Origin of the sequence: Mesorhizobium xinjiangense (genome assembly GCF_009749525.1) — a bacterium.
GTDB lineage: Bacteria > Pseudomonadota > Alphaproteobacteria > Rhizobiales > Rhizobiaceae > Mangrovimarina > Mangrovimarina xinjiangensis.
Genome location: NZ_WOAC01000032.1, coordinates 1 through 24,655, shown reverse-complemented (window position 1 = coordinate 24,655; position 24,655 = coordinate 1). Strand labels below are relative to the sequence as shown.

Genomic DNA, 24,655 nt, shown 5'->3' with positions numbered 1-24,655 from the left:
GAGGCACATCAGACATCCGGCTTGGGCGACATCATGGCCGATATCTCGGCTTCGGCGGCCTTCGCACCCTCCACCGTCGCCTCACAGGCAAAGCGCCAGATATTGCCCCTTTGCTTGACTTTCCTGACATGAATTTGAAGCTGGTCGCCCGGCACCACCGGACGGCGGAACTTCGCGCCGTCGATTGTCATGAAGTAGACGAGATTGGGCTTGTCCATCCCGGTGTTGCGGATGCAGATGGCGCCAGCCGTCTGCGCCATCGCCTCGATGATGAGCACGCCGGGCATCACAGGCTGACCGGGAAAATGGCCCATGAAATGCGGCTCGTTCATAGTCACGTTCTTGATGCCGATGGCAGAACTGTCGCCGTCGATCTCGATGATCTTGTCGACGAGCAAAAACGGATAGCGATGCGGCAGCAGCGCCATCATGCCTTGAATATCGACAGCGCCAAGCTGCGCCGTCCCGGTCTCCGACATCATTCCTCTCCTGCCGACTTCCTGGCACCGACCATCCGCCGGATTGCCGCGACTTCCCGAAAAAAATCCTTCATCGGCCGGGCCGGGGCCCCTGCCCACCGCGCCCCTGCGGGCACGTCATGCATGACACCGCTCGACGCCGCAAGCTGCGCCCCGTCACCGATTGTGAGATGATCCGCAATCCCCACCCGGCCGCCGAGCAGAACGCCGTCGCCAAGCGTCACCGAGCCCGAAATGCCGACATGGCCGGCAATGGCGCAATGGCGGCCGATGCGTACATTGTGGGCGATCTGGACCAGATTATCGATCTTCGTTCCCTCGCCAATCACCGTATCGCCGAGCGCTCCGCGATCGATCGTCGTATTGGCCCCGATCTCCACGTCGTCCTGGACGATCACGCGGCCGATCTGCGGCACCTTCGCCAAACCGCTCGGACCGGGCAGAAATCCGAACCCGTCCTGGCCGATCCGCACGCCGGCATGAATGATGACGCGGCTGCCCAGAAATCCTGCCTGGATCGAAGCTCCGGGCCCGACATAGCTGTCGCGGCCGACCTGACAGTCCGATCCGATCACCGCATTGGGCGCGATCACCGCCCCCGCACCGACCGAGGCACGCGGACCGACGACGGCTCCCGCTTCGACAATGGCCCCGTCCTCGATATGCGCATCCGGTGCGATATGGGCGGCAGCCGAAACGCTCGTTTCACCGGTCAGCGCAGCCGGCCTGACCGCCGAGGGATAGAGAAGCCTGGCCACTTCCGAAAAAGCCTGCGCCGGCGTCCCTGTCACGATGACGGCAACGCGCTCGGGCACGCGATCGGCCAGCCCCGCAGGACACAGGATCGCGGCGGCGTCGAGTTCGGCAAGCGGCGCGGCGTGTTTCGGCCCATCGACGAAGACGAGCTTGCCCGCTCCGCCATCGGTTGCAGCGGCCACGCCGTCGACGACCATCGCCGCCTGCTCGGGGCGCAGCAATTCGGCACCCGTCAGCGCAGCGATCTCACCGACCGTGAGCCGTCTTGCTGGCACGAAGAATTGCGGCTCGGTCATGGACGCGGCGTCCGGCTGTAAGCAGACATCATGCTTTCCAGGATGCACCCGGGTCACAGACCCGGGCCATCGGGGCCAACCCGATCAGAAGCGGGTCGAAATGCCAAAGTTGAAGTTTTCCACCTCGTCCGTGGGTTCCTTCTTCACAGGCACGGCATAGTCGATGCGCAGCGGCCCGAAGGGCGACGCCCACAACAGGCTCACACCCACGGATGCGCGCCATTCCATATCGGTCGTGTTGGGATCAACACCCTCCACTTCATTGCCGTAGAGTGTCGCCGCGTCGGCGAACACCGCGCCGCGCAGGCCGAGCGACGGCGGCACGACCGGGATCGGGAACTGCGCCTCGGCCGTGGCGTTGAAATAGGTTTCGCCGCCGAGATGGTCGGTGGCGATCTGGCTGGAGGTTGGTCCGATGCCACCGACCTCGAAGCCGCGAATCATGCGATCGTTGTTCATGAACTGGTCGAAGACGCGCAGGCCCGAGCCGGTGTCGATGACATGCCCCGCACCGCCCGACAGCAGGCCGACGATATCATACTGCTCCGAAAGGAGATGATAGTAGTTCGCGCGGCCGGTGAGCTTCACCCATTGCGCATCGCCGCCAATGCCTGCCACCTCTGTGGTGAAGTTGGCGTAGATGCCCTCGCGCGGCATCTTGAAGTCGTCGAGCGTGTTGTAGATCAGGCTGCCGCTGACCGAGGACTTGACCCACGGGCTTTCCTCGATCGCGTTTTGGATGGCTGACGAGACGGGGCAGAAACCGCTCGAGATCGACCCTGGAATGCCGGGACATTCATCACCGTCGATGCTGTCGTCGTATTCATACTCTTCCTGGACGTAGTTGTAGGCCAACTGCGTCGTCAGAGCCTCGGTGATGGGCAAGCCGAAGCGCACGGTGGCACCGGTCGACGCCGCTTCATAGTAGTCATATTCGCGCGTGCGGCGGTAGATGTCGAAGCCGGCCGAGATCCTGCGCCCAAGGAAGTAGGGCTCGGTGAAGGAGAAGGAGTAGTCGCGCGAATCCTCGCCGCCACCGACCGACACCTTGATGTACTGGCCGCGGCCCAGGAAATTGCGTTCGCCGATCGAGCCCTCGACCGACACGCCGCCGGAACTGCTGGCCGTCTCGCCCGTCGAGTAACCGGCGCCGATCGACAACTCGCCGGTCGCCTTCTCCACCACGTCGATCACAAGATAGACCTGGTCGGGCTGCGAGCCCGGTACGGTCGAAACATTGACCGTGGTGAAGTAATCAAGCCTTTCCAGGCGGCGCTTGGCCCGCTGGACCAGCACCTGATTGAAGGCGTCGCCCTCGCTGATGTCGAATTCGCGGCGAATGACGAAGTCGCGGGTGCGGCTGTTGCCGCGAATCTCGATCCGCTCGATATAGGTCCGCGCGCCCTGATCGATCTGGTAGACGACAGAGATCGTACGGTTCTCGAAATTGCGGTCGCCGCGCGGCGTCACCTCGGCAAAGGCATAGCCCAGGCCGACCACCTGCTCGGTCAGCGCGACGATCGAATCCTCGACGTCTTCGGCGCTGTAAACCTTGCCGGTGCGCGTCTCGAGCAGCGAATTGAGCGATTGCGCATCGACGCCCTCGATCGTGCTCTCGACCGACACATCGCCAAAGGTATAGCGCTCACCCTCGTCGAGCGTGACGGTGATGGCGTAGGAATTGTTCGCCTCATCGAGCTCGGCCGAGGACGAGACGATGCGAAAATCGGCAAAGCCACGATTGTAATAGAAGCGCCGCAGCGCCTCCTCGTCGGCGCGCAGCCTGTCCTCGTCGTAGACGTCGTCGCGGAACAGGAAGGAAAATATCGTCGAACGCTTGGTCGAAATCACATCGGTCAGGCGGCGATCGCCAAAGGCATTGTTGCCAACGAAATTGATCGACGAGATTTTCGTGCGCCCGCCTTCCTGAATCTCGAAGACGACATTCACCCGATTCTCGCCCAGGTCGACGACCTGCGCGTTGACCACGGCATCGTCGCGCCCGATGCGGCTGTAGGATTCGCGGATGGCGGCGACGTCGGTATCGAGCGTGGTGTTGGAGAAGGTCCCGCGCGGTTTCAGCTGAACGCCCTGTGCGAGGGTGGCATCCTTGATCTTCTTGTTGCCCTGAAAGATCACCTGATTGACGATCGAATATTCCTCGACCTGCACGACAAGCGTCGAGCCGGCCTGGTTGATCCGCACGTCGGAGAACAACCCGGTTCCGAACAGGCTCTTGACCGCCTCGTCGACATCAGCGGGAGAGAAACTCTGCCCCGGCTTGATGTTGACGTAGTTGCGGATGGTTTCGCTTTCGACCCGGCGATTGCCGCGCACATCGATGCTGTTGACGACCGCGGCCTGCGCCACTGCCGTGGCGGCCAATTGAACGGCAACCGATCCGGTCGTCGCCATGGCTGCCATCAGGGCGGCGGCGGACACCGCGCTCAGAAAATTACTGCGTGCCTTCATCGGGCTAAATTACCTTGTTCTCGTAGTCCCCACGGCGAGAAACCGGATGTGTCGTACATGACCGATACCCTATTACCCGGAAATTCCATACACGCAAGGCTTCTGGTTAATTTGCGTTTACTAATCCTTGGCGCGTGACCATATGGCCACGCAATTCCCGGCGCATGGTAAATAAGACGTCAATTCAACGACCTGCCGAATCCCCCACCCCTCTGTCAGCATCCGAAAATATCATTCCAGAACACAAAGCCCATGAATGCCAAGACCATGAGCAGACCGGCCCTGTAAATCAGATCCATCACGCGCTCTGATACAGGTTTTCCCGTGAGGGCTTCAACCCCATAAAACGCCAAATGACCACCATCGAGCGGCGGAATCGGCAACAGGTTGAGCACGCCGATCCCGACCGACAACAAGGCGATCAGTTGCACGAGCCAGTCAAACCCTTTGCTGGCCGCCTTTCCGGCCATGTCGGCGATCTTCACCGGCCCGCCGAGCTGACAGCGATCCTCACGTCCAACGACAAAGCGGCGCAAAAATTGTCCGGTGCGAACGATGATGTGGCCCGTCTCGGCGGTAGCCTCGCCCAGCGCCTGCACGGGTCCGTATTCGATCAGCCGCGGCTGGCCCATATCCTGGTTGTTGACCACGCCGATGACGCCGATCTTGATGTCGTTGCCGAGCGCGTCCTTCTGCTCGATCAGTTCCGGCGTCGCCGTCAACGCGACTTCCTTGCCGTCGCGCGACATGACGAATTCGATCCGGTCGCCGGCGCGCCCGGAGACATAACGCTGTACGTCGCCGAACGTATCGACCCGCGCTCCGTCCACGGAGACGAATCGGTCTCCAGGCAGGAAACCGGCCGCCTCGGCCGGGCTGTCGGCGCGTACCTCGGCCACCATCGGTTCCATGACATAGCGGCCGTGCAGAGAAAACATGACCGCAAAGACGGCAATCGTCAGAAGGAAATTGAAGATCGGACCAGCGGCCACGGTCGCCGCCCGCTTCCAGACAGGCTGCAGATGGAAAGCGTGCTTGCGCTCGGCCTCGCTCAACTTTTCCACGCTGTCGGCATCCGGCGTGCTGGTGACGTTCATGTCGCCGAGGAACTTGACGTAGCCGCCGAGCGGAATCGCGCAGACTTTCCAGCGCGTCCCGCGCCGGTCGTTGAAGGCAAGGAGTTCCGGCCCGAAGCCGATCGAGAAGGCTTGCACCCCAATGCCGCACCAGCGGCCAACGAGATAGTGACCCATCTCGTGAACGAAAACGACGATTGTCAGCACGAAAACGAACGGAACGATCGTGCCGATCAGAATCCCTTCGGTGCTGAAGATGGAAGTCAGAATATCGCCCAAGACTCGTCCTCTGAGACCGTCATTGCCCGCCGCTGCCGAACTGTGCAGCACGATTGCCCGCAGGGGCATGGCGCAAAGCGCCGCATGCCACCGCCGATGTCACATGCCGAACAAGCCGGAAGACGGAGCATCCGGGCCGGACATCAGCCACCCGATCACGTATAGACCTAAAGCGGCGGCGACAAGCCCGTCGACGCGATCCATCACTCCGCCATGTCCGGGAATGAGGTTGGAGGAGTCCTTCACGCCGCAGCGCCGCTTGACCGCCGATTCGAACAGATCCCCCACCTGCGAAACAATCGACAGGAGAGCAACAGTGGCAATCAGCACCAAGCCCGTCGGCGCCCCGGCCAGGGCCGCCACGGCCCATCCGGCCGCCAGGGCACACAGCATCCCGCCGACGGCGCCGCTCCAAGTCTTGCCCGGCGAAATCGCAGGCGCGAGCTTCGGTCCACCAACCGCGCGGCCGACGAAATAGGCAAAGATATCGGTCGCCCAGACGACGGCGAACAGGAATAGGGTCGCCACGAGGCCAGGCGTGTCGTTGCCGCGAATGAATGCCAGCGCAATCGCCGGCAACGCCGCATAGGCGATCCCGAGCGGGCCGGTGCGCACCTGGCGCAAGAGGAGCGCGAGGACCAGGGACGCGACTATGGCAAACAGCGCCGCGCCAAACACGGTCATGGCACCGAGTCCGCCCAGGAGTAGCGCCAACGGAATCAAAAGCAGCACAACGTTGATGGCGAGCGCCGCACGTTCACGCGCAAGCCCGGTCATCGTCGCCCATTCGTAAAAGATTGCCAGCGCCATTGCGCCGACAAACGCCCGAAATGCCACGCCGCCGACGATTGTCAGTGCCAGCACGACGGCAATGAGGATAAGCGCCGAAACGATTCGCAGTTGCAGGTTACTCATGCCGCGCCCTCGCCTGCGCGACACACTCGTGCACGGCTGTCACGACACGGCGTCCGCGGCGACCTTGCCGAAGCGGCGATCCCTGCCCCCAAACTCCTCGATCGCCGCCACCAGATCCGATTCGGTGAAATCCGGCCAGAAGCAGGGGGCGAAGACCAGTTCGGCATAGGCAGCCTGCCAAAGGAGAAAGTTGGACAGCCTCTGATCGCCGCCGGTGCGGATGATGAGATCGGGATCGGGCACGCCGGCGGTGTCGAGAAAGGCGGCAAACGTCTCCGGCGTTATCTGGCTGGCCGAGATTTCCTGGTTGGCCGCCATGCGGGCGATCTTGGCCGCGGCTCGCGCGATCTCGTCGCGCGAGCCGTAATTGAAGGCGATGATGAGGATCATCGCGTCATTGTCGGCCGTCAGCGCCTCCGCCTCTTCCAGAAGCGTACGGATATCGGATTTCAGTCCCTTGCGGTCGCCGATGACGCGCACCCGCACGCCGTTCTGGTGCAATTCGGCCAGGTCACGGCGAATGAAGATCTTGAGCAACCCCAACAGGTCGCTGACTTCGGATTGCGGCCGCGACCAGTTTTCCGAGGAAAAGGCGTAACAGGTCAGCCAGGCGACGCCCTGCTCTCCTACGGCCCGCACCGTGCGACGCAACGCCTCCACTCCGGCCCGATGCCCGGCCGCACGCGGCAGGCCGCGCGCCTTGGCCCATCGACCATTGCCGTCCATGATGATCGCGATATGCGAAGGCTTGGTCATTGAACCCTTTCAGGAACCGTCGCCGTTCGGTCAGACGTGCATGATCTCCGCTTCCTTCTCCGCCAGAATGCTGTCGATGGAAGCGATCGTATCATCGGTGAGCTTTTGCACCCGGTCGGATTTGGCGCGCGCGTCGTCCTGGCTGAACTCGCCGTCCTTTTCGGACTTCTTGAGACTTTCCATGCCGTCACGGCGAACGTGACGGGCGGCGACGCGGGCGCTTTCGGCATATTGATGCGCAATCTTGACGAGTTCCTTGCGCCGCTGCTCGTTGAGCTCGGGCAGCGGGATGCGCAGCGTCGTTCCGTCGACGATCGGGTTGAAACCGAGATTGGATTCGCGAATCGCGCGGTCGACCGCACCGACCAACTGCTTGTCCCAGACCGAAACCTGGATCATGCGCGGCTCCGGTACGCTCACCGTGCCCACCTGGTTGACGGGAACGCTCGAGCCATAGGCATCGACATGGATCGGGTCGAGCAGATTGGCCGAGGCGCGCCCCGTGCGCAGTGACGCCAGATCGTGCTTGAAGGCGTTGATCGCGCCATCCATTCGCCGCTGAAGGTCCTTGATGTCGAATACACCACTCATCTCTGCTACTCCTTCTCGGGCCACATAACAGCGCCTAACCGTCGGCGACAATCGTGCAGTGGCCTTCTCCCTTGAGAATTGCTCCGAAACCGCCCTTCTCGTGAATGGAATAGACGATTATCGGTATGTTGTTTTCCCGCGCAAGGGCAATTGCGGCGGCGTCCATGATCGCCAGCCCGTCTTGCAGCACGTCATTGTGGCTGATGCGGTCGTAGCGGCGGGCATCGGGATCCTTCTTGGGATCGGCGGAATAGACGCCATCGACCTGGGTGCCCTTGAAAAGTGCATCGGCGCCGATTTCGGCCGCCCGCAGCGCTGCCGCCGAATCCGTGGTGAAGAAGGGATTTCCGGTACCGCCGGCGAATATGACGACCTTGCCGGCATTCATGTAGGCCATGGCCTGGCGCTGGGAGAAGCTTTCGCACAGCTCGGGCATGGCAATCGCCGACAGCACCACGGCATCGACGCCGATCTTGACGAGCGAGGTCCTGAGCGCGAGCGAATTGATGACGGTGGCGAGCATGCCCATGTGGTCGCCTGTGACACGATCGCCGCCCTTCGAGGCGACGGCGACACCGCGAAAGATGTTACCGCCGCCGATCACGACACCGACCTCGACCCCCATTTCGCGGGCTTCGGCAATGTCGGAAGCGATGCGGTCGGCCACAGAAACGTCGATTCCAAACCCCTGCTCGCCCATCAACGCCTCGCCGGAGGCCTTCAGCACGACACGGCGAAAGAGCGGCTTGGCGCACATGGTGAACCTCACAGGGTCTGAGAAATGAAAGCAGATTTGCGATACACGAAGGGCACCGCGATGTCACGCGGCGCCCCGTTCAGGCTAGTGGTTCGTTTCCAACATTTGCATCCCTTTTGTATCGGCCCCGAGGGCAAATGTTGGAAACAAAAGAACCACTAGCAACTTTATGATTCTAGTGGAACTTTTGAATTTGACATTCGATCTCGGGGTCGACGTCGAGTGGGTATCGAATGTCAAATTCGTTCCACTAGCGCGCATTCGCTTCAAGCGGAACCGTTTGAAGCAAAGATATGCGCGCCCGACACAATCAGGACTTGACTGCTGCAGCGACTTCGGCAGCGAAATCGGTATCTTCCTTCTCGATGCCCTCGCCGAGTGCCATGCGCACGAAACCGGTCAGCTTGGCCGGGGCGCCGATCTCCTTCTCGGCCTCCTTGAGCGCCTGCTCGACCGTCAGGTCGGGATTGATGACGAAGGACTGCTTGAGCAGCACCACTTCCTCATAAAACTTGCGCAGGCGTCCCTCGACCATCTTCTCGATGATGTTTTCGGGCTTGCCCGAGGCGCGCGCCTGATCGGAGAAGATCGCCTTCTCGCGCTCGACGGCGACCGGATCGACCTCTTCCGGCGTCAACGCCAGCGGATTGGTCGCGGCGACATGCATGGCGACCTGGCGGGCAAAGGCGCGCGCGGCCTCGGCGTCGCCGGTGGTCTCGATGCCGACCAGCACCCCGAGCTTGCCGAGATTGTCGGAAACCGCGTTGTGCACATAGGTTGCGACCGCTCCGGAGGCGACAGTCAGCTTGGCCGAGCGGCGAAAGCTCATGTTCTCGCCGATGGTGCCGATGGCGTCCTTGATGGTGTCGGCGACGTTCTTTTCGGAGCCCGGATAGGTGGCGGCTGCCACGGCCTCGGTTGAGCCGTCCGTCGTCAGTGCCACGGCCGCAATGTTGCGCACGATCTCCTGGAAGGCCTCGTTGCGGGCGACGAAGTCGGTCTCGGAATTGACCTCGACCACGACTGCGCTTGCGCCCTGCGACGCCGTGCCGATCAGGCCCTCGGCCGCCGTGCGACCCGCCTTCTTGTCGGCCTTGGCGATGCCCTTCTTGCGCAGCCAGTCGACCGCCGCCTCGAGATCGCCATCGGTCTCCTTGAGCGCCGCCTTGCAGTCCATCATGCCCGCGCCGGTCATGTCGCGGAGTTCTTTGACCTGTGCTGCAGATATGCTCATGCTTGCCTCATCTTTCTTGCGGAAGCGGCCGGACCTTGCGCCCCGAGCGCCGCCGGCCGTCCGATTCCGTTGTCTTTCCTACACGTCGCGGGCGTCGCAGATTCGTGCGACGCCGATATTAAGACGCGTTTCAGGCCTGCGTATCGGACGCAGGCGCCTCTGATGCAGGCGTCTCAGATGCAGGCGCCTCAGGTGCGGGCGCTTCAGGTGCGGGCGCCTCAGGTGCGGGCGCTTCGGCGACCGCCGGCTCCTCGATGGCCGCCTCGACCGGAGCCTGCTCGGAAGCTCCGACGTCGACGCCGAGGGCGCCCTGCTGACGGGCGATGCCGTCGATCGCCGCCTTGGCGATCAGGTCGCAGTAGAACGAAATGGCCCGCGCCGCGTCGTCATTGCCGGGGATCGGATAGTCGACCTTGTCGGGATCGCAATTGGAATCGACGATCGCAACGACCGGAATGCCGAGACGCTTGGCCTCCTGGATGGCGATCGCTTCCTTGTTGGTGTCGATGACGAACATCAGGTCGGGCGTGGAGCCCATGTCCCGGATACCGCCAAGCGCCTTTTCGAGCTTGTCGCGCTCGCGCTCGAGATTGAGACCCTCCTTCTTCGTGAAGCCCTGAGCATCGGCGGCGAGAAGCTCGTCGAGTTTGCGCAGGCGCTGGATCGAGTGCGAGATCGTCTTCCAGTTGGTGAGCATTCCGCCCAGCCAACGCGAATTGACGTAGTACTGCGCGCTGCGCTGCGCCGAATCTGCAATGAGATCGGACGCCTGGCGCTTGGTGCCGACAAACAGCACACGGCCGCCGCCAGCCACGGTGTCGGACACGACCTTCAGCGCCTGGTGCAGCAGCGGCACGGTCTGCGACAGATCAATGATGTGAACGTGATTGCGGACGCCGAAGATATAGGGCGCCATCTTCGGGTTCCAGCGGTGCGTCTGGTGGCCGAAGTGAACACCAGCCTCGAGAAGCTGGCGCATGCTGAAATCGGGCAGAGCCATCGTCATTTCCTTTCCGGTTCAAGCCTCCACGGGCCACGGCGCAATCGGACCATCCGATCCCGCCACCGGAGGTTTCCGCCGGATTTCTCCCGGTCGGCCACCAAAGCCCGTGTGTGGAATGAGCGCGCACATAGTGGATTTCGCACGGCAATGCAAGCGCAAGGTCGGCAGCGCGCCCGCATCGTCGGCATCTCGCGGCTTCAGCCGGCTGCGCCGAGGTCCCTTCCCTTCCCGGCCTGCTGGCCCTTGCGCTCACCGGCAACACGTTTGCCGTTGGGCACCTTGACGCGGCGGAAGATGGCCACGATCTCCTCGCGCCCGCAGGGTATCGCGCCGCGCGCGATGGCGCGGCTGCGCTCGAAACCGGTGAGATCGTAATGCGGCGCCGATGTCTTTGGCGGCCCCTGATAGGACAGCCGCGTGATGCCGAGCTTGGCGGCAAAGCGGTGCAACTCGGCGGTATCATCGGCCATCAGGTGGCACCAGCGCCGGCCGGCGAAGCGCCAGATCGCATTATCGACATAGACCGCCAATGCGCGGCCTACTTCTTGCAGGCTTCGGCATCCTGGAAGATCGCAAGGTCAACCAGCTTTCCCTTCATCGAAAAGTCGCCGTAATCCATGGTGAGATCGCGCGTGATGCCGTTCTCGTGCAGCTTGAAATTGATCCGGTAGTCGGGAACAACCTCGCCTGATTCTTCAACCTGATCGAAATAGGCGATGGAAACGGGCCAGAAGGTTTCCGGCTTGATCGTTCTTGCAGTGGGAAATTCCGCGTCCCCGGGCATGGGTTCACGTTCCTTGCCGATGACCACGCTCGTCGTCATCACCTCATCGGCCTCGTCGGACCCGTCATACAGCGTCGTCTCATAGAATGTCTCGCCGGCCTCGGCCTTGGAAATGAGCTCGTACAGGTGCTGCGTGGGAAACTGTGTCGCAGCAAGCTGGACATCGGTTTCCTCGGGTTCGTCGAGTTCCACCATCGTCTTGTTCTTCTGACGCGTCGCCTTGCCCCGTATTTCGCGGTCGAGCGTCTGGTCGACATAGGATTTTGTGACGAAATTGAACGTCTTGCCCTCGGCGTCCTCATATGTCGTGGTCTGCTGGTCGGTGACGCGCGAGACCTCGGCGGTCTCGATCCGGGTGACGAAGCGGAAGCTCACGGTGTAGCCTTCGCAGGGCGAACCATTGAACTCATAGACCATGCGGCCGTTGATGCCCGTAATGCCGGAGCGCTCCGTCGCGTCGGCGAGCACGATGTCGTAGACCGCCCTGTGCGGCACGAGCAGCGGCTGGGCCAAGGCGGGAATGGCGGCGAGCAGCGGGGTTGCCGCGGAGGCGATGCAAAATAGGCGCGCAGCGCGCATATAGTTCTCCCATTCGTTCACTCTGGCGGACGTCCGTGCGCCGGCTTCGATTCTGCGCCACACTATTAAAAAAGTCGTGGCGGAAGCGAGGCGAAAATAGCAGATTGCCGCGCGAAGCAGAAAGGAGCCGTCATGAGCGACACAGTCGAGGCGCGTTTGAGCGCCATGGACATCACCCTGCCCGCCGCGGCCGCACCCGCCGCCAACTATCTTCCCTACCAGGTATCGGGCAAGCTGCTGTTCACCGCCGGCCAGTTGCCGCTGGAGAGCGGAAAGCTTGTCGCCACGGGCCTTGTCGGGCGGGATCTCGACACCCAGACGGCGCAGAAGGCGGCGCGCCGTTGCGCCATCAACGTGCTGGCCCAGGCAAAGGCGGCGCTGGGCGATCTCGAGCGGATCGGGAAACTGGTCAAGATCAGCGTCTTCGTCGCCTCCGTGCCCGAATTCACCGAGCAGCATCTCGTCGCCAATGGCGCATCGGACCTGTTTGCGGCGGCGCTCGGCGAAGCCGGCAAGCACGCCCGCTCGGCCGTCGGGACGGCGTCGTTGCCGCTCAATGCGCCGGTCGAGATCGAAGCCGTTTTCGAGATCGCGTGAGGCCATGGTGAGCGATCTTTCCTGGCTGACCGCCCGCCCGATCGCCCATCGCGGCCTTCACGACATGAACAAGGCACGATGGGAGAACACGTTGCCGGCATTCGAGGCGGCGGCGCAGCGCGGCTATGCGATCGAATGCGACGTGCGGCTGACGAAGGACGGCGTCCCGGTCGTCTTCCACGATCCCGATCTCAAGCGCCTGACTGGACGCGACGGGCTTGTCCGCGACATGGCGTGCGAGGACCTTTGTGCGCTGACCATCGGCAGCACGGTCGACCACGTGCCCACCCTGCAGCAAATGCTGGACCTCGTGGCCGGCCGCGTTCCGCTGGTCGTCGAACTGAAGGGGTGCCGGGGCTTCGACGAGGGACTGGTCGCGATCGTGGCCCGCCACCTGTCTGACTATGACGGCAAGGCCGCAATCATGTCGTTCGATCACTGGCTGATCCGGCAGTTTGCCGCACAGGCGCCCGGCATTCCGGCGGGTCTGACCGCCTGCGGCAGCAATACCGAGGAGATCGAGGCCCATTTCTCGATGCTCGCCCACGACATCGACTTCGTTTCCTATGGCGTCTTCGATCTCCCCAATCCCTTCGTCCGGTTCGTGCGCGAAAAACTCTCCATGCCCGTGATCTCGTGGACCGTCCGCGAACAGGGCGACGTGGAGCGGACATTCGCCCATGTTGATCAGATGACATTTGAAGGCTTCGAGCCGGCGCCTGCCACGGCCTGACAAGGTGATGTCAGAAGAAGACTTGTTTGCATTGCAGCATGGCTTATCTTTCGGGGCATGAATGTGAGTGAAGGCGGCGGCCGCGGACAAAGCGAAGGCGACGGGTTCCTGATGCGGGTCGCGCCTTCACTGGAGGCGTTTACGGCCAGGGAATGGGCCGGCCTGTCGGGTGCCTCGCGCCACTGTGCAACGCGCTCAGAATTTGATTCAGGGACTTCGCTTGCTGAATCCGATTCTCCATACAACCCATTCATTTCATACGATTTCCTGAAATCTCTCGAAGAGTCGGGCTGCGCCGTGCGCCAGACCGGCTGGCTGGGACAGCATCTGCGTCTGGAAGCCCCTGACGGGTCGCTCCTGGGCGCCGTTCCCTGCTATGTGAAGTCGCACAGCCAGGGCGAATATGTCTTCGACCATGGCTGGGCCGACGCCTTCGAGCGCGCCGGCGGGCGCTATTATCCGAAGCTGCAGGCCTCGGTTCCCTTCACCCCGGCGACGGGACCGCGGATGCTCGTCGCGCGCGGCGCAGATGCCGCAACCGTCCGCGCGGCGCTCGCCGGCGGGCTCAAAACGCTCACCGAACGGCTCGGCGTTTCCTCCGCGCATGTCACCTTTGCGCCGCAGGCCGAGGCAGAAAGCCTGCAGGAAGCAGGCTTTCTGCGCCGTACCGACCAGCAGTTCCATTTCTTCAACGAGGGCTACCGCTCGTATGATGATTTTCTCACCACTCTCGCATCGCGCAAGCGCAAGGCGCTGAAGAAGGAGCGCCGCGAGGCCATGGCCTCAGGTGTGACGATCGAGTGGCTGACGGGCAGCGACCTCACCGAGGCCGTCTGGGACGATTTCTACCGTTTCTACATGGACACGGGCAGCCGCAAATGGGGCCGGCCCTATCTCAACCGGCGCTTTTATTCGCTGATCGGGGAGCGCATGGCCGACGACATCCTGCTGGTCATGGCGCGGCACAATGGTCGCTACATCGCCGGCGCCATCAACTTCATCGGTTCCGAGACCCTCTACGGGCGGCACTGGGGCTGCATCGAAGACCATCCCTACCTGCACTTCGAGATCTGCTATCATCAGGCGATCGACTTCGCGATCGAACGCCGACTGAAGACGGTCGAGGCGGGAGCACAGGGCCAGCACAAGCTGGCGCGCGGCTACATGCCGGTGACGACCCACTCGGCCCACTATGTCGCCCATCCCGGCCTGCGCCACGCCATCGCCGATTATCTCGAGCACGAGCGCGACGAGGTGGAGCAGGTTTCGGAAATCCTGCAGGAGCGCGGACCGTTCAGGAAAGGCGAGTAAGTAGCGAGTAGGGTATGAAATGAAGACTGCAGCGATGCAGTCTTGACGACCCTGCCCGCTGTTCACTACTCGCTATTTGCTCGACAGAGAGGATGCCATGACCACGGCCTACGATCCCGAAAACGTCTTTGCCAAGATCCTGCGCGGCGAGATGCCGGCGCACAAGGTCTATGAGGATGACGATACCTTCGTCTTCATGGACATCATGCCGCGCGGCAAGGGCCATTGCCTGGTCGTCCCGAAGCGCCCTGCCCGCAATTTGCTCGACGTCGAGGACAACAGCCTTGCCGCAGTCATGCGCACGACGCAGAAGCTGGCCCGGGCAGTGATGAAAGCATTCGATGCCGACGGCGTGACGATCCAGCAATTCAACGAGCCGGCCGGCGGGCAGATCGTCTTCCACCTGCATGTCCACGTCCTGCCGCGCTTCGAGGGCGTAAAGCTCGATCCGCCGGGCGGTCCGATGGAAAAGCCGGAAGTGCTCGCCGCCAATGCCGAGGCGATCCGGGCGGCGCTGGATTAGACCGCCGTCGCGGTCTGGTTCAGGCGTCCTGAATTCCCATGGCGCGCGAGCCCGTAGCGAAATACGGCACCGCCAGAATCTTGCGCGATGCGTAGAGGCCGAGCACGAAGACCACGGCGCCACCGGCAAGATCGACGAGGTGATGCCCGCCATGGACGAGTATCGCCGGAACCATCAAGAGGTTCACCGACAGGAACAAGGGGAACAGCGGTCTTACGGACGCCATGAACCAAACTGACATCAGCGCCATCACCGTATGGAAGGATGGAAAGGCAATGAGACCAAGTGCGTCTTTCGGTGAGATTCGGCTCGAGCCGTTTGCCATCAACCTGTTTAGCTCCGCGCCGTAGTCCGAGCCAACCACGATACCAAGTGCGCTTTCGACGTGTTCCGGCAGGTCGTAATAGGCCGACGGTCCTGAACTCGGAGCGATCGTCCAGATGCCGATCGTCAGGATCGCCCCAAGGAGTCCTGTCAGCAAGAATCGGTGCAGTTGGTCTCGTCTGCCGGCAAAGCCGAGTACCAGGATGACGACGACGAGTTGCGGCAGCGAACTCAGATAGACGAACCGCAGAACGGATCCCAGAGGCGGGACCTGCGTTACCGCGGCGACGAGATCCGGCCACGAATAGCCGAGACGGGTGTCGATTGCGATGAGTAGCGTATCAATGCGCTCTCCGCCGACGGGCAGAAGCAGGTAGTTGAACAACGAAGCAACGAGAGTGAAGAGGATGAACAGCCCCGCCGCCGTCGCGGTCATGGCGATGCGTTCGTCACGCCCAACGAAGCGATAGACCTGGCCAATGCCGAAGACTGCGAGTCCCATTGCGCCTGCGCTGGCATATCCGATCCAGTCGACCGCCTGACCGGCATGCAGGATCATGGTCAGATCAAGAACCAGCAGCAGTACGATGATGATCGCGGCAATACGCTCGCCCGGATGAAGTTGCATGGCTGACCTCCCACCCCGGTAAAGGTTTAACAGCCATATTTCTAAGATAGTGCTAATAGAACTGCAGCATTCCGACAAGCAACACGGCTTCAGCCACCAGGATACCGACGATGACGCGCTTTCTGGCCAGGAGATAGGCGACGAATCCGATCCCGGCCGCGGCAAGGCGCAGGGCCAGCGGCGTGGCGGCCAGCGCTCCGCCCGGAAAGACGATCAGTTTGGCGATGACCGCCGCGACAAGTGCGGTGGCGATCGAGCGGATCAGCACCAGGGCGTCGGATTCTTCCGAAATGCGTCCGCCCAGCATGACGCCGAGAAAGCGCCACAGATCGGTCGCCAGCCATCCTGCGGCGAGAATGAACAGATAGGGCCACCACCAGGCGTCGAATGCATCGAAGCTCATGTCCGCCGCCTCCGCGCGGCGATGACGTGCCACGCATAGGCGGCGACGCCTCCGACCACCCCGGCAGCCAGCAGGTCGATTTCCGGCACGAGAAGATGAAACACGGGGCCGAGGGCCAATCCGAGGACCATCGCGACATGAGACGCGCGCTCGCGCGCCGAGCCCCACAGCGAGGTCAGGAAATACATCGGCGTGAGAAGCAACAACGCGGCCGAAGCCGCCGGCGGCAGTCGCCCGGCAGCGATGTAGACGATCGTCACCACCGCCATGTTGGCCAGCACCAGCGTGCCGCCCAGTCCGGCATAGAATGCGGTGCGCATGTCGCGCGGCACATGCCTGAAGCGGTCGAGCGCAAGCACCCATGATGTCACCGCCACGAAATGGGAGAGCGCGTAAAGCACCCATTTGCGGGTCTTCGGCGTCCGCATCTCGGGCACGATCGCGACGACCATCGGCATCAGGCGGACGGAAGAAAGCGATACCGCGAAGGCGGCGGCGGGCAGCGAGGCGTGCGACAGGATCGCGCCGACCAGAACGACCTTTGCCGGCAGCGCCCACACCACGCCGACCATAAAGACGGTCTGCACGACGGTCAGACCGGCCTCCTTGGCCAGGCCGGCAAAGCCGACAAAAGCACTGGCAAGGATCAAACCGGGAATGGAGAACGCCGCACCGGCGCCGCGCCCGAACCAACGCCAGGCGCCTGAGCGCGTGCCGGACGCCTTTGGACTCAGCGGGTCAGACATGCGTTGGCCGTAACATGCCGGACGCCGCTTGGCGACGGCCATTGTTCGACCAATCGTTGCACCAAGGAATGAAATGAGGGGGCGCCTTGCCCTCCCGGATCAGGGACGGCAAGGCGCGGCCCATCAGCCCTTGCGTGGCAATTGCGGAACAAGGCTGCGCTTGGGTCCGCTCGTGCCCTTCGGTGCCGGTTTCGCCTTGGCCGCGCCGGTCTTCGTCGCCTTGGACTTTCCGGCAGCGGGTTTCCTGGCGGCCTTGCGGGCCGGCGTTTCCTTCTTCGGCTTCACCGGAACTTCGTCGGCCAGGACCTCAAGCTTCAGGCCGGTCGTGCCGTCGTCCTTCGTCTCGACGGTAACCTTGACGGTGCCGCCCTTCTTCAGCTTGCCGAACAGCACCTCTTCGGCCAGCGGCTTCTTGATGTGCTCCTGAATGACTCGGCCGAGCGGACGGGCGCCCATGCGCTCGTCATAGCCCCTGTCGGCCAGCCAGGCGACGGCCTCCTCCGACAGGTCGAAGGTAACGCCGCGCTCGGAAAGCTGGGCCTCGAGCTGCATGACGAACTTGTGGACCACCTTGTGGATCACCGGCACCGGCAGCGAACCGAACGGGATGACCGAATCGAGACGGTTGCGGAACTCGGGCGTGAATATGCGGTTGATCGCCTCCACGTCGTCGCCCTCGCGTTTCGACGAGCCGAAGCCGATGGCGGCCTTCTGCATGTCGGACGCACCCGCATTGGTCGTCATGATGAGAACGACGTTGCGGAAATCGATCTGCTTGCCGTTGTGGTCCGTGAGCTTGCCGTGGTCCATCACCTGCAACAGGATGTTGAACAGGTCCGGATGCGCCTTCTCGACCTCATCGAGCAGGAGCACGCAATGCGGATGCTGATCGACGCCGTCGGTCAGAAGACCGCCCTGGTCAAATCCGACATAACCGGGCGGCGCGCCGATCAGGCGGCTCACCGTGTGGCGCTCCATATATTCCGACATGTCGAAGCGCAGGAGTTCCACGCCGAGCGAAGAGGCAAGCTGGCGCGCCACTTCCGTCTTGCCGACGCCGGTCGGGCCGGAGAAGAGGTAGCAGCCGATCGGCTTTTCGGGCTCGCGCAAGCCGGCACGCGCCAGCTTGATCGAAGAGGCCAGCGCCTCGATCGCCTTGTCCTGGCCGTAGACGACGCTCTTCAGTTCGGCCTCCAGATTGGCCAGCACCTTCTCGTCGTCGGCCGATACCGTCTTCGGCGGGATGCGCGCCATGGTGGCGATCGTCGCTTCGATCTCCTTGACGCTGATCGTCTTCTTGCGCCGCGCCTGCGGCAGGAGAAGCTGCGAGGCGCCCGTCTCGTCGATCACGTCGATCGCCTTGTCGGGCAGCTTGCGGTCGTTGATGTAGCGCGCCGACAGTTCCACCGCCGCCTTGATGGCGTCGTTGGTGTATTTCACCTTGTGGAACTTTTCGTAATAGGGCTTCAGGCCGCGCATGATATCGATCGCGTCGTCGACCGAAGGCTCGTTGACGTCGATCTTCTGGAAGCGGCGGACAAGCGCCCTGTCCTTCTCGAAGAACTGGCGGAACTCCTTGTAGGTCGTCGACCCGATGCAGCGGATGGCCCCCGACGAAAGCGCCGGCTTCAACAGGTTCGAGGCATCCATCGCACCGCCTGAGGTGGCCCCTGCGCCGATGACGGTGTGGATCTCGTCGATGAACAGAATGGCGCCCGGATAGTCTTCGAGTTCCTTGACCACCTGCTTCAACCGTTCCTCGAAATCGCCGCGATAGCGCGTGCCCGCGAGAAGCGTGCCCATGTCGAGCGCGAAAATGGTCGATTCGGCCAGGACCTCCGGCACTTCGCCTTCCACGATGCGCTTGGCCAGCCCCTCGGCGATCGCCGTCTTGCCGACGCCGGGGTCGCCGACATAAAGCGGATTGTTCTTGGAGCGCCGGCACAGCACCTGGATGGTGCGGCTGATCTCGCTCTCGCGGCCGATCAACGGATCGATCTTGCCGGCCTTGGCCTTGGTGTTGAGATTGATGCAATAGGCCGTCAGGGCATCCTGCTGCTGCTTGCGCTTGCCGCTCTCCTCGGCATCGCCGCCGCCCGCCTGGCCGGGTTCCTCTTCGGCACCGCGCGGCTGCCGCGCTTCCGTCGCGCCGGGACGCTTGGCAATGCCGTGGCTGATGTAGTTGACCGCGTCGTAGCGCGTCATCTGCTGTTCCTGCAGGAAATAGGCGGCATGGCTCTCGCGCTCGGCGAAGATCGCGACAAGCACGTTGGCCCCCGAGACCTCCTCGCGACCCGAGGATTGAACATGAATCACGGCGCGCTGGATAACCCTTTGGAAGCCGGCCGTCGGCTTGGAGTCCTCGTCGTATCCGGTGACCAGATTGTCGAGCTCGGTGTCGATATAGGTCAGCACCGTCTGCTTCAACTCATCGAGGTCGACATTGCAGGCGCGCATGACCGCGGCCGCATCCTGATCCTCGATCAGGGCGAGCAAGAGATGCTCGAGCGTCGCATATTCATGGTGACGCTCATTGGCAAATGTCAGCGCCTGGTGCAGCGCCCGCTCTAGGCCTTGGGAGAAAGCCGGCATTCAGTACCTCACTTCTTTTCCATCACGCACTGCAAGGGGTGCTGATGCTGACGGGCAAAGTCCATCACTTGCGACACTTTGGTCTCGGCCACCTCGAATGTATAGACCCCGCATTCGCCGACGCCGTGATTGTGAACATGCAGCATGATGCGGGTCGCCGCCTCGTGGTCCTTCTGGAAAAAGCGCTCCAGAACATGCACCACGAATTCCATCGGCGTGTAGTCGTCATTGAGGATCAGGACACGATACAAGCTCGGTTTCTTCGTCTTGGGCTTGGTGCGCGTGATGACGGCCGTACCGCGACCGTTCTCCTTGCCGCCTTCGAAATCGCCCTGCATGCGCCTTGCGTAGTCCTGCATGGCAACCCCACCCGTGTACAAATCCACCGTCCTTGCTTCCCGAAACCAGAGTGCCGAATGTAGGCACTTACATGGAGATTTTAAGGCCTTCTGGCTTCCTGACAATATGGCTAGTGGAACGAATTTGACATTCGACACCTCACCCGATGTCGTCTCCGCGATCGAATGTCAAATTCCAAAGCTCCACTTGCACGTCGTTCCGTTGGACGACATCCGCGTCAAATTTCATCACTTCGACGCAGGCAAACAAAAACCCGGCCATGCAAAGGGCGCAGCCGGGTTCGTGCGCAGGCGCCTGCCCGCTAACGAAACGCTGTAACCGGTCCCCGCCCGGTCACATTTCGTTTATATGGTCGTCTATTCGGACTTTGCCATCACCGATTCAAACGGCTTGCAAGCGTCCTTCGCCATGTCCGCGTAGAGTTCACCTATCTTGGTGGCCTCCGCGACAAAGCCTTCGTAGGATTGCTTGGCGTAATCGGTCTGAACCTCAAGGGCTTTCTCGAGCGACTTGGAGGCGAACATCTTCTCAAGCGCGCTGGTTCCGGCCTCGAAGCTGTTCTTGGTATACTCCGTCGTCTCGACGGCGATGGCCTGCGCACCCTTGGACAGGGCGGCGGCGCTCTTGAGGCTCGTGTCGACGAATTCCTTGCCGGCTTTCGAGGCTTCTTCGAATGACTGCATCATGATGTGCGACCTTGCATCTGGTTGAGGGGAAAGCAACGCGTTGTGCGATGCATAACACTAGTGTGCAGTGCACAAAATTGCAACAGCGTCGAATCGGCCGGTCGGATAAAACTTGCATCAAACCCGGCAGAAATGCTGAACAGACCGACAACCATAAACGGATTGGTAACGCTGCTGCATCTAACGTTCCGGCCTTGTATGGGCTGGAATGAGAGAGCCGGTCCGCAGCGGATCCAATTTTGAGCAGGTGTGACAGTGCGTAAGGCGAACATTTTGAGCTTCAAGGTTCGGCAGGCGGTCGCCAGGTCTTTCATCGCTTTCCTATGCGCGGTCGCGATGCTGGCCGCCGTACCCGCCCAGGCCGCGAAATATGCAGGCTTCGTGATCGATGCCAATACCGGCGAGACGCTCTACTCCGATCAGGCCGACGAGTACCGCTATCCGGCCTCGCTGACCAAGATGATGACGCTCTACATGATCTTCGAGGCGCTGCAGGCCGGCCGCATCAAGAAAGATACGCGCATCACCTTTTCGCCTCATGCCGCAGCGCAGCCGCCGACGAAGCTGGGCGTGCGCGCCGGCGGATCGATCACGGTCGAAACGGCGATCTATTCGCTGGTGACCAAATCGGCCAACGACGCCGCGGCCGCCGTGGCCGAGCATCTGGGTGGGACCGAAAGCGGCTTTGCCCGCATGATGACGCGCAAGGCCCACAGCCTCGGCATGAAGCACACGACCTTCCGCAACGCCTCGGGCCTTCCCAACTCCGCGCAGAAGACCACCGCGCGCGACATGGCGACGCTCGGCCTGGCGCTGCGTGAGCACTTTCCGCAGTATTACTCCTATTTCTCCACCCGCTCCTACACCTTCGGCAAGCGACGCATGGGCAACCACAACAAGCTGCTGGGGCGCGTAAAGGGCGTCGACGGCATCAAGACAGGTTATATCCGTGCCGCCGGCTTCAATCTCGTCGCCTCCGTCAAGCGCGACGGGCGCAGCATCGTGGCTGTGGTCATGGGCGGCAAGACCGGCCGCAGCCGAGACGCGCACATGGCCGACCTCATTCAGCGCACCCTGCCCAAGGCGTCGAGACGTGACAGCGGTCCGCTGGTGGCCAAACGCGTCATCTCGCCGAGCAATGCGGTTGCTGTTGCCGCGGCCAATCTGCCGCGCCGCGACATCCCGACACCGGCCACGCGGCCACAGATCGCGGACGACGCGGCAGCGAGCATACAGACCGCCTACGCCCCGCAGCCCGATGCCCGGCCGGCGCTCCAGGCCATCGCCGCGGGGACCGAGGACGCGCAAGGCTCCGTCGACCCGGTTCAAACGGCATCGACCGACATGAAGGGCTGGGTCGTGCAGGTCGCCTCGACACCCACAAAGCAGGATGCGCTGTCCGTGCTTGAGCGGACCAGCGAGACCGCCGGGCCCATTCTGGCCAACGCTTCGCCTTTTACGGTGGTGTTCGAAAAGGACGGAACGACCTTTCATCGCGCCCGCTACAGTGGCTTCGAAACGAAGACGGCGGCATGGGATGCCTGTTCGGCCCTGAAGAAGAAGAAGATCGCATGCTACGCGGTCGAGCAATAGCGGCGAAGGCTAGCGCGCGTTCGCTTCAAACGGAAACATTTGAAGCAAAGATATGCGCGCCAGATCAATATGTTGGAACATGTACCTTTCGCTCAAACGATTCCGTTTGAGCGGGACATGTTCTAGCCTCCCGGGATCAGTATCGTGTCGACGGAGACCTCAACCATGACCAGACAGCAGGACGTCCTTGGCCTCGTTGATGCGGGCAGCCAAAAAGGAGGTTCCCCCGAGGTCGGGGTGCAGTCGCTGCATCAGGCGGCGATGCGCATTGCGGATTTCGGCCGGGCTGGCTCCCGCTTCAAGACCAAGGATCTGGTAGGCCTCCTGCTCGGTCATGGCGCCCGAGCTTGGCGCGCTTCTATGCCGCTCGCCCGTGTCAGCCTTCGCGTCGTCTCGCCAACCGGGCGCGCGGCCGTCAAGATAAGTCTCCAATAGCTGCAGGCTCTCCAGGTCGCCTTCGAGCGCCTCGCGCAGTTCACTCAGCTCCGCGACACTGAGATCGTCGAGCGTGCGCCCCTCGAAGCGGCCGGCCAGGACGATGCCCTCCAACCGCCCACTCTCGTGGTCGAGTTCCATTTCCAGGGCCGCGGTACGCACCGTTGAGACCTTGCCGGGCGTCGGGCGGGCGGCACGGCGCGCCCGTGTCGACATCCACCAGCCCAGGCCGGCCGAAAACGCAACGCCGGCCAGCCCGACCCGACCAATGAGAAGCATGACGGCCGCAACCACAATGAGGGCGATCGGCCCGGCGGTCTGCACGACGTCGACGATCCGGGCGGGACTGCTGCGCACGAATGCCAGTGTGGCAAAGAACAGAATGAGCAGGACCGCGACGGCATAAAAGGCGAATGTCATCTACCGCGATCCTGCTTTCCGCCGCGCATGTGCTCCAGCATCAGCCGGTCCTCGGGCCGGTTGCGTGTTTCCAGCGCCTTGAAGCCGCCGGTCGCATAGACCGCGATGGAAGACAGGAGCCGTGCCAGCGTGGCAGCGGATTGCCGGTCGAAGCGGAACCAGGCTCCGCGCGAAAGCCGCGCGATCTCGCGATAGGCCTGCTCGGCAACACCGTCATGGCCTTCCTGGAAGAGGAACACCGGAACGCCATGCAGGCCGAGCGTGCCGGCCTTGTCGGCCAGATCGTCGATCTCTTCCTCCATCGCATCGCCGATGTAGACCAGCGCGCTGATCTTCTCACCCGCGTTCTCCTTGATCGCATGGGAGAGAACCTTGCCGATCTGCGTGCGTCCGCCACGGCATTCGATGCCGGTCATGAGCCGAGTCAGCGCGCCGGTATCGGTGACGAATTTCGAAGCCCTGCATTCACCGAAGCCGCGAAAATAGACGAGCTGCACCTGCAGCCCCCCTGCCCGGCCGACTGCATCGAACATTTCCGACTGCAGCCGGCAGGCAAGGTCCCAGGTCGGCTGGCGGCTCATCGTGGCATCGAGGGCAAGCACGAGACGGCCGTGTCCGCCACCGGCCACGGTTCCGATCGATCTGGCCTTCTCCAGAAACGCCTCGACGTCGCCGGTGCTCGAACGCGGTTTTTGGGCCGGCTTGGCGTCGGTCCGTGTGGCCGGTGTCTTGCTCTGTTTCATCCTGGAAAAGATGTGGCGCAATTCGCAGATGCGCAAGTCCCGGCGGGGCTCAAAGAAGCCCCAGGTCGGCCAGTTCCTGACGCAACTCCGGCGGAAGGGCCTGCAGGCCGGCATCTGCGGACGCAATATCGGCCGGCGCTTCGCTGGCCTTGAGATAGCGCCAGCCCTGGAAGGCGCGGCGCGGCTGCCATTGCGTGGGAACCACTTCGGGCTCGAAGACCAGGCGGCAGCGCGAAATCCCCTCCTCGTCGGTGAACGGGCGAATGTCGATGAGCCGCTGCCGGCACTGGACGTTTCCTTTGATCACCCAGTAGAGCGAGCCGCCGTCAAGCAGTGCATCGCGCCGCTTGGGGATCATGCGCGTCGTGTGGAAATGCTCCGGCGTCACGCCGGCGCGGCGCATCTCCGCGCGGCGGAAATCGATCCAGGCCTCGAGATCCTCGATGCTATCGGCGCCGACACAGAGCTTTACCAGATTGAGCGTCATACTCCCTGCTTTAGCAGGTTGCTGAAGAAGCCGCCAATTTTGCCGGCATTTCTTTGATGGGCGTTTTCTGGCGTGTCTTTACGTGATCCTTGCGATG

At 62.5% G+C, this 24,655-nt stretch carries 27 protein-coding genes; 6 read left to right on the top strand and 21 right to left on the bottom strand.

What is annotated here, in order from left to right:
- Positions 1–8: 8 nt before the first annotated feature.
- The 12 genes from fabZ to GM909_RS23565 form a co-directional block, all read right to left on the bottom strand.
- Positions 9–479, bottom strand: coding sequence for a 3-hydroxyacyl-ACP dehydratase FabZ (gene fabZ, locus GM909_RS23620; RefSeq protein ID WP_157019804.1), 471 nt, complete (start codon positions 477–479; stop codon positions 9–11).
- Positions 479–1,531 carry a UDP-3-O-(3-hydroxymyristoyl)glucosamine N-acyltransferase gene (gene lpxD / locus GM909_RS23615; protein WP_157019801.1) on the bottom strand — a complete coding sequence of 351 codons (1,053 nt, stop codon included), beginning with the start codon at positions 1,529–1,531 and terminating at the stop codon, positions 479–481. Before lpxD ends, fabZ begins: the two co-directional genes overlap by 1 nt.
- Before the next feature lie 84 nt (positions 1,532–1,615).
- The gene (gene bamA, locus GM909_RS23610) at positions 1,616–4,003 is read right to left on the bottom strand and encodes an outer membrane protein assembly factor BamA (RefSeq protein WP_157019798.1); all 2,388 of its coding nucleotides are present in this window, start codon (positions 4,001–4,003) and stop codon (positions 1,616–1,618) included.
- A 215-nt stretch (positions 4,004–4,218) separates the two neighbouring features.
- Positions 4,219–5,358, bottom strand: coding sequence for an RIP metalloprotease RseP (rseP, locus tag GM909_RS23605; RefSeq protein ID WP_157019795.1), 1,140 nt, complete (start codon positions 5,356–5,358; stop codon positions 4,219–4,221).
- A gap of 99 nt (positions 5,359–5,457) precedes the next feature.
- Complete coding sequence (locus GM909_RS23600) at positions 5,458–6,273, bottom strand: phosphatidate cytidylyltransferase (protein WP_157019792.1); 816 nt, start codon at positions 6,271–6,273, stop codon at positions 5,458–5,460.
- Between the two features lie 39 nt (positions 6,274–6,312).
- Positions 6,313–7,029: an isoprenyl transferase gene (locus GM909_RS23595; RefSeq protein WP_157019789.1), complete on the bottom strand. Its 717-nt coding sequence runs from the start codon at positions 7,027–7,029 to the stop codon at positions 6,313–6,315.
- A 30-nt stretch (positions 7,030–7,059) separates the two neighbouring features.
- Entirely contained in the window at positions 7,060–7,620 is a 561-nt protein-coding gene (frr, locus tag GM909_RS23590; RefSeq protein WP_157019786.1) for a ribosome recycling factor, read from the bottom strand.
- 34 nt (positions 7,621–7,654) lie between these two features.
- Positions 7,655–8,377, bottom strand: a complete 723-nt coding sequence (gene pyrH, locus GM909_RS23585) for a UMP kinase (RefSeq protein ID WP_157019783.1) — start codon at positions 8,375–8,377, stop codon at positions 7,655–7,657.
- A 310-nt stretch (positions 8,378–8,687) separates the two neighbouring features.
- Positions 8,688–9,611 (bottom strand): translation elongation factor Ts, encoded by a 924-nt coding sequence (tsf, locus tag GM909_RS23580; protein ID WP_157019780.1) that lies wholly within the window; start codon positions 9,609–9,611, stop codon positions 8,688–8,690.
- A gap of 130 nt (positions 9,612–9,741) precedes the next feature.
- A complete protein-coding gene (gene rpsB / locus GM909_RS23575; protein WP_157019858.1) occupies positions 9,742–10,611 on the bottom strand; it encodes a 30S ribosomal protein S2 in 870 nt (289 codons plus the stop codon).
- A gap of 200 nt (positions 10,612–10,811) precedes the next feature.
- The gene (locus GM909_RS23570; protein WP_157019777.1) at positions 10,812–11,144 is read right to left on the bottom strand and encodes a DUF4031 domain-containing protein; all 333 of its coding nucleotides are present in this window, start codon (positions 11,142–11,144) and stop codon (positions 10,812–10,814) included.
- 8 nt (positions 11,145–11,152) lie between these two features.
- Positions 11,153–11,977, bottom strand: coding sequence for a cell envelope integrity EipB family protein (locus tag GM909_RS23565; protein ID WP_157019774.1), 825 nt, complete (start codon positions 11,975–11,977; stop codon positions 11,153–11,155).
- Positions 11,978–12,109: 132 nt separating this feature from the next.
- Here GM909_RS23565 and GM909_RS23560 point away from each other — a divergent pair, with 132 nt between their 5' ends.
- The 4 genes from GM909_RS23560 to GM909_RS23545 all read left to right on the top strand — a co-directional run bounded on the left by GM909_RS23560 (position 12,110) and on the right by GM909_RS23545 (position 15,141).
- Positions 12,110–12,574, top strand: coding sequence for a RidA family protein (locus tag GM909_RS23560; protein ID WP_157019771.1), 465 nt, complete (start codon positions 12,110–12,112; stop codon positions 12,572–12,574).
- A 7-nt stretch (positions 12,575–12,581) separates the two neighbouring features.
- On the top strand, positions 12,582–13,307 hold the full coding sequence (locus GM909_RS23555) for a glycerophosphodiester phosphodiesterase (RefSeq protein ID WP_157019768.1): 726 nt from the start codon (positions 12,582–12,584) through the stop codon (positions 13,305–13,307).
- A gap of 57 nt (positions 13,308–13,364) precedes the next feature.
- Positions 13,365–14,618 carry a GNAT family N-acetyltransferase gene (locus GM909_RS23550; RefSeq protein WP_157019765.1) on the top strand — a complete coding sequence of 418 codons (1,254 nt, stop codon included), beginning with the start codon at positions 13,365–13,367 and terminating at the stop codon, positions 14,616–14,618.
- Positions 14,619–14,715: 97 nt separating this feature from the next.
- Positions 14,716–15,141, top strand: a complete 426-nt coding sequence (locus GM909_RS23545; protein ID WP_157019762.1) for an HIT family protein — start codon at positions 14,716–14,718, stop codon at positions 15,139–15,141.
- 19 nt (positions 15,142–15,160) lie between these two features.
- Here GM909_RS23545 and GM909_RS23540 read toward each other — a convergent pair whose 3' ends face one another.
- From GM909_RS23540 to clpS, 5 genes are all read right to left on the bottom strand, one after another.
- The gene (locus tag GM909_RS23540; RefSeq protein WP_157019759.1) at positions 15,161–16,093 is read right to left on the bottom strand and encodes a phosphatase PAP2 family protein; all 933 of its coding nucleotides are present in this window, start codon (positions 16,091–16,093) and stop codon (positions 15,161–15,163) included.
- Between the two features lie 52 nt (positions 16,094–16,145).
- Positions 16,146–16,496 carry an AzlD domain-containing protein gene (locus GM909_RS23535; protein ID WP_157019756.1) on the bottom strand — a complete coding sequence of 117 codons (351 nt, stop codon included), beginning with the start codon at positions 16,494–16,496 and terminating at the stop codon, positions 16,146–16,148.
- Complete coding sequence (locus GM909_RS23530; RefSeq protein WP_157019753.1) at positions 16,493–17,242, bottom strand: AzlC family ABC transporter permease; 750 nt, start codon at positions 17,240–17,242, stop codon at positions 16,493–16,495. The genes GM909_RS23535 and GM909_RS23530 overlap by 4 nt, the downstream gene beginning before the upstream one ends.
- 123 nt (positions 17,243–17,365) lie before the next feature.
- Positions 17,366–19,834 carry an ATP-dependent Clp protease ATP-binding subunit ClpA gene (gene clpA / locus GM909_RS23525; protein ID WP_157019750.1) on the bottom strand — a complete coding sequence of 823 codons (2,469 nt, stop codon included), beginning with the start codon at positions 19,832–19,834 and terminating at the stop codon, positions 17,366–17,368.
- An 8-nt stretch (positions 19,835–19,842) separates the two neighbouring features.
- Positions 19,843–20,193 (bottom strand): ATP-dependent Clp protease adapter ClpS, encoded by a 351-nt coding sequence (gene clpS / locus GM909_RS23520; protein ID WP_198174381.1) that lies wholly within the window; start codon positions 20,191–20,193, stop codon positions 19,843–19,845.
- A gap of 124 nt (positions 20,194–20,317) precedes the next feature.
- On the opposite strand from clpS, the gene GM909_RS23515 reads away from it, so the two are divergent.
- Entirely contained in the window at positions 20,318–20,512 is a 195-nt protein-coding gene (locus GM909_RS23515) for a hypothetical protein (RefSeq protein ID WP_157019747.1), read from the top strand.
- 38 nt (positions 20,513–20,550) lie between these two features.
- Here the strand turns inward: GM909_RS23515 and GM909_RS23510 are convergent, their stop codons facing one another.
- Entirely contained in the window at positions 20,551–20,880 is a 330-nt protein-coding gene (locus tag GM909_RS23510; RefSeq protein ID WP_157019744.1) for a phasin family protein, read from the bottom strand.
- A gap of 273 nt (positions 20,881–21,153) precedes the next feature.
- Here GM909_RS23510 and GM909_RS23505 point away from each other — a divergent pair, with 273 nt between their 5' ends.
- Complete coding sequence (locus tag GM909_RS23505) at positions 21,154–22,473, top strand: D-alanyl-D-alanine carboxypeptidase (RefSeq protein ID WP_235912044.1); 1,320 nt, start codon at positions 21,154–21,156, stop codon at positions 22,471–22,473.
- 159 nt (positions 22,474–22,632) lie between these two features.
- On the opposite strand, the gene GM909_RS23500 is transcribed toward GM909_RS23505, so the two are convergent.
- Genes GM909_RS23500 through GM909_RS23490 form a run of 3 tightly spaced genes read right to left on the bottom strand, consistent with a single transcriptional unit; the run spans position 22,633 to position 24,558 of the window.
- Positions 22,633–23,328 (bottom strand): DnaJ domain-containing protein, encoded by a 696-nt coding sequence (locus GM909_RS23500; RefSeq protein ID WP_157019741.1) that lies wholly within the window; start codon positions 23,326–23,328, stop codon positions 22,633–22,635.
- Entirely contained in the window at positions 23,325–24,071 is a 747-nt protein-coding gene (locus GM909_RS23495; protein WP_157019738.1) for a VWA domain-containing protein, read from the bottom strand. The genes GM909_RS23500 and GM909_RS23495 overlap by 4 nt, the downstream gene beginning before the upstream one ends.
- 49 nt (positions 24,072–24,120) lie before the next feature.
- Positions 24,121–24,558 carry a DUF1489 family protein gene (locus tag GM909_RS23490; RefSeq protein ID WP_157019736.1) on the bottom strand — a complete coding sequence of 146 codons (438 nt, stop codon included), beginning with the start codon at positions 24,556–24,558 and terminating at the stop codon, positions 24,121–24,123.
- Positions 24,559–24,655 lie beyond the last annotated feature (97 nt).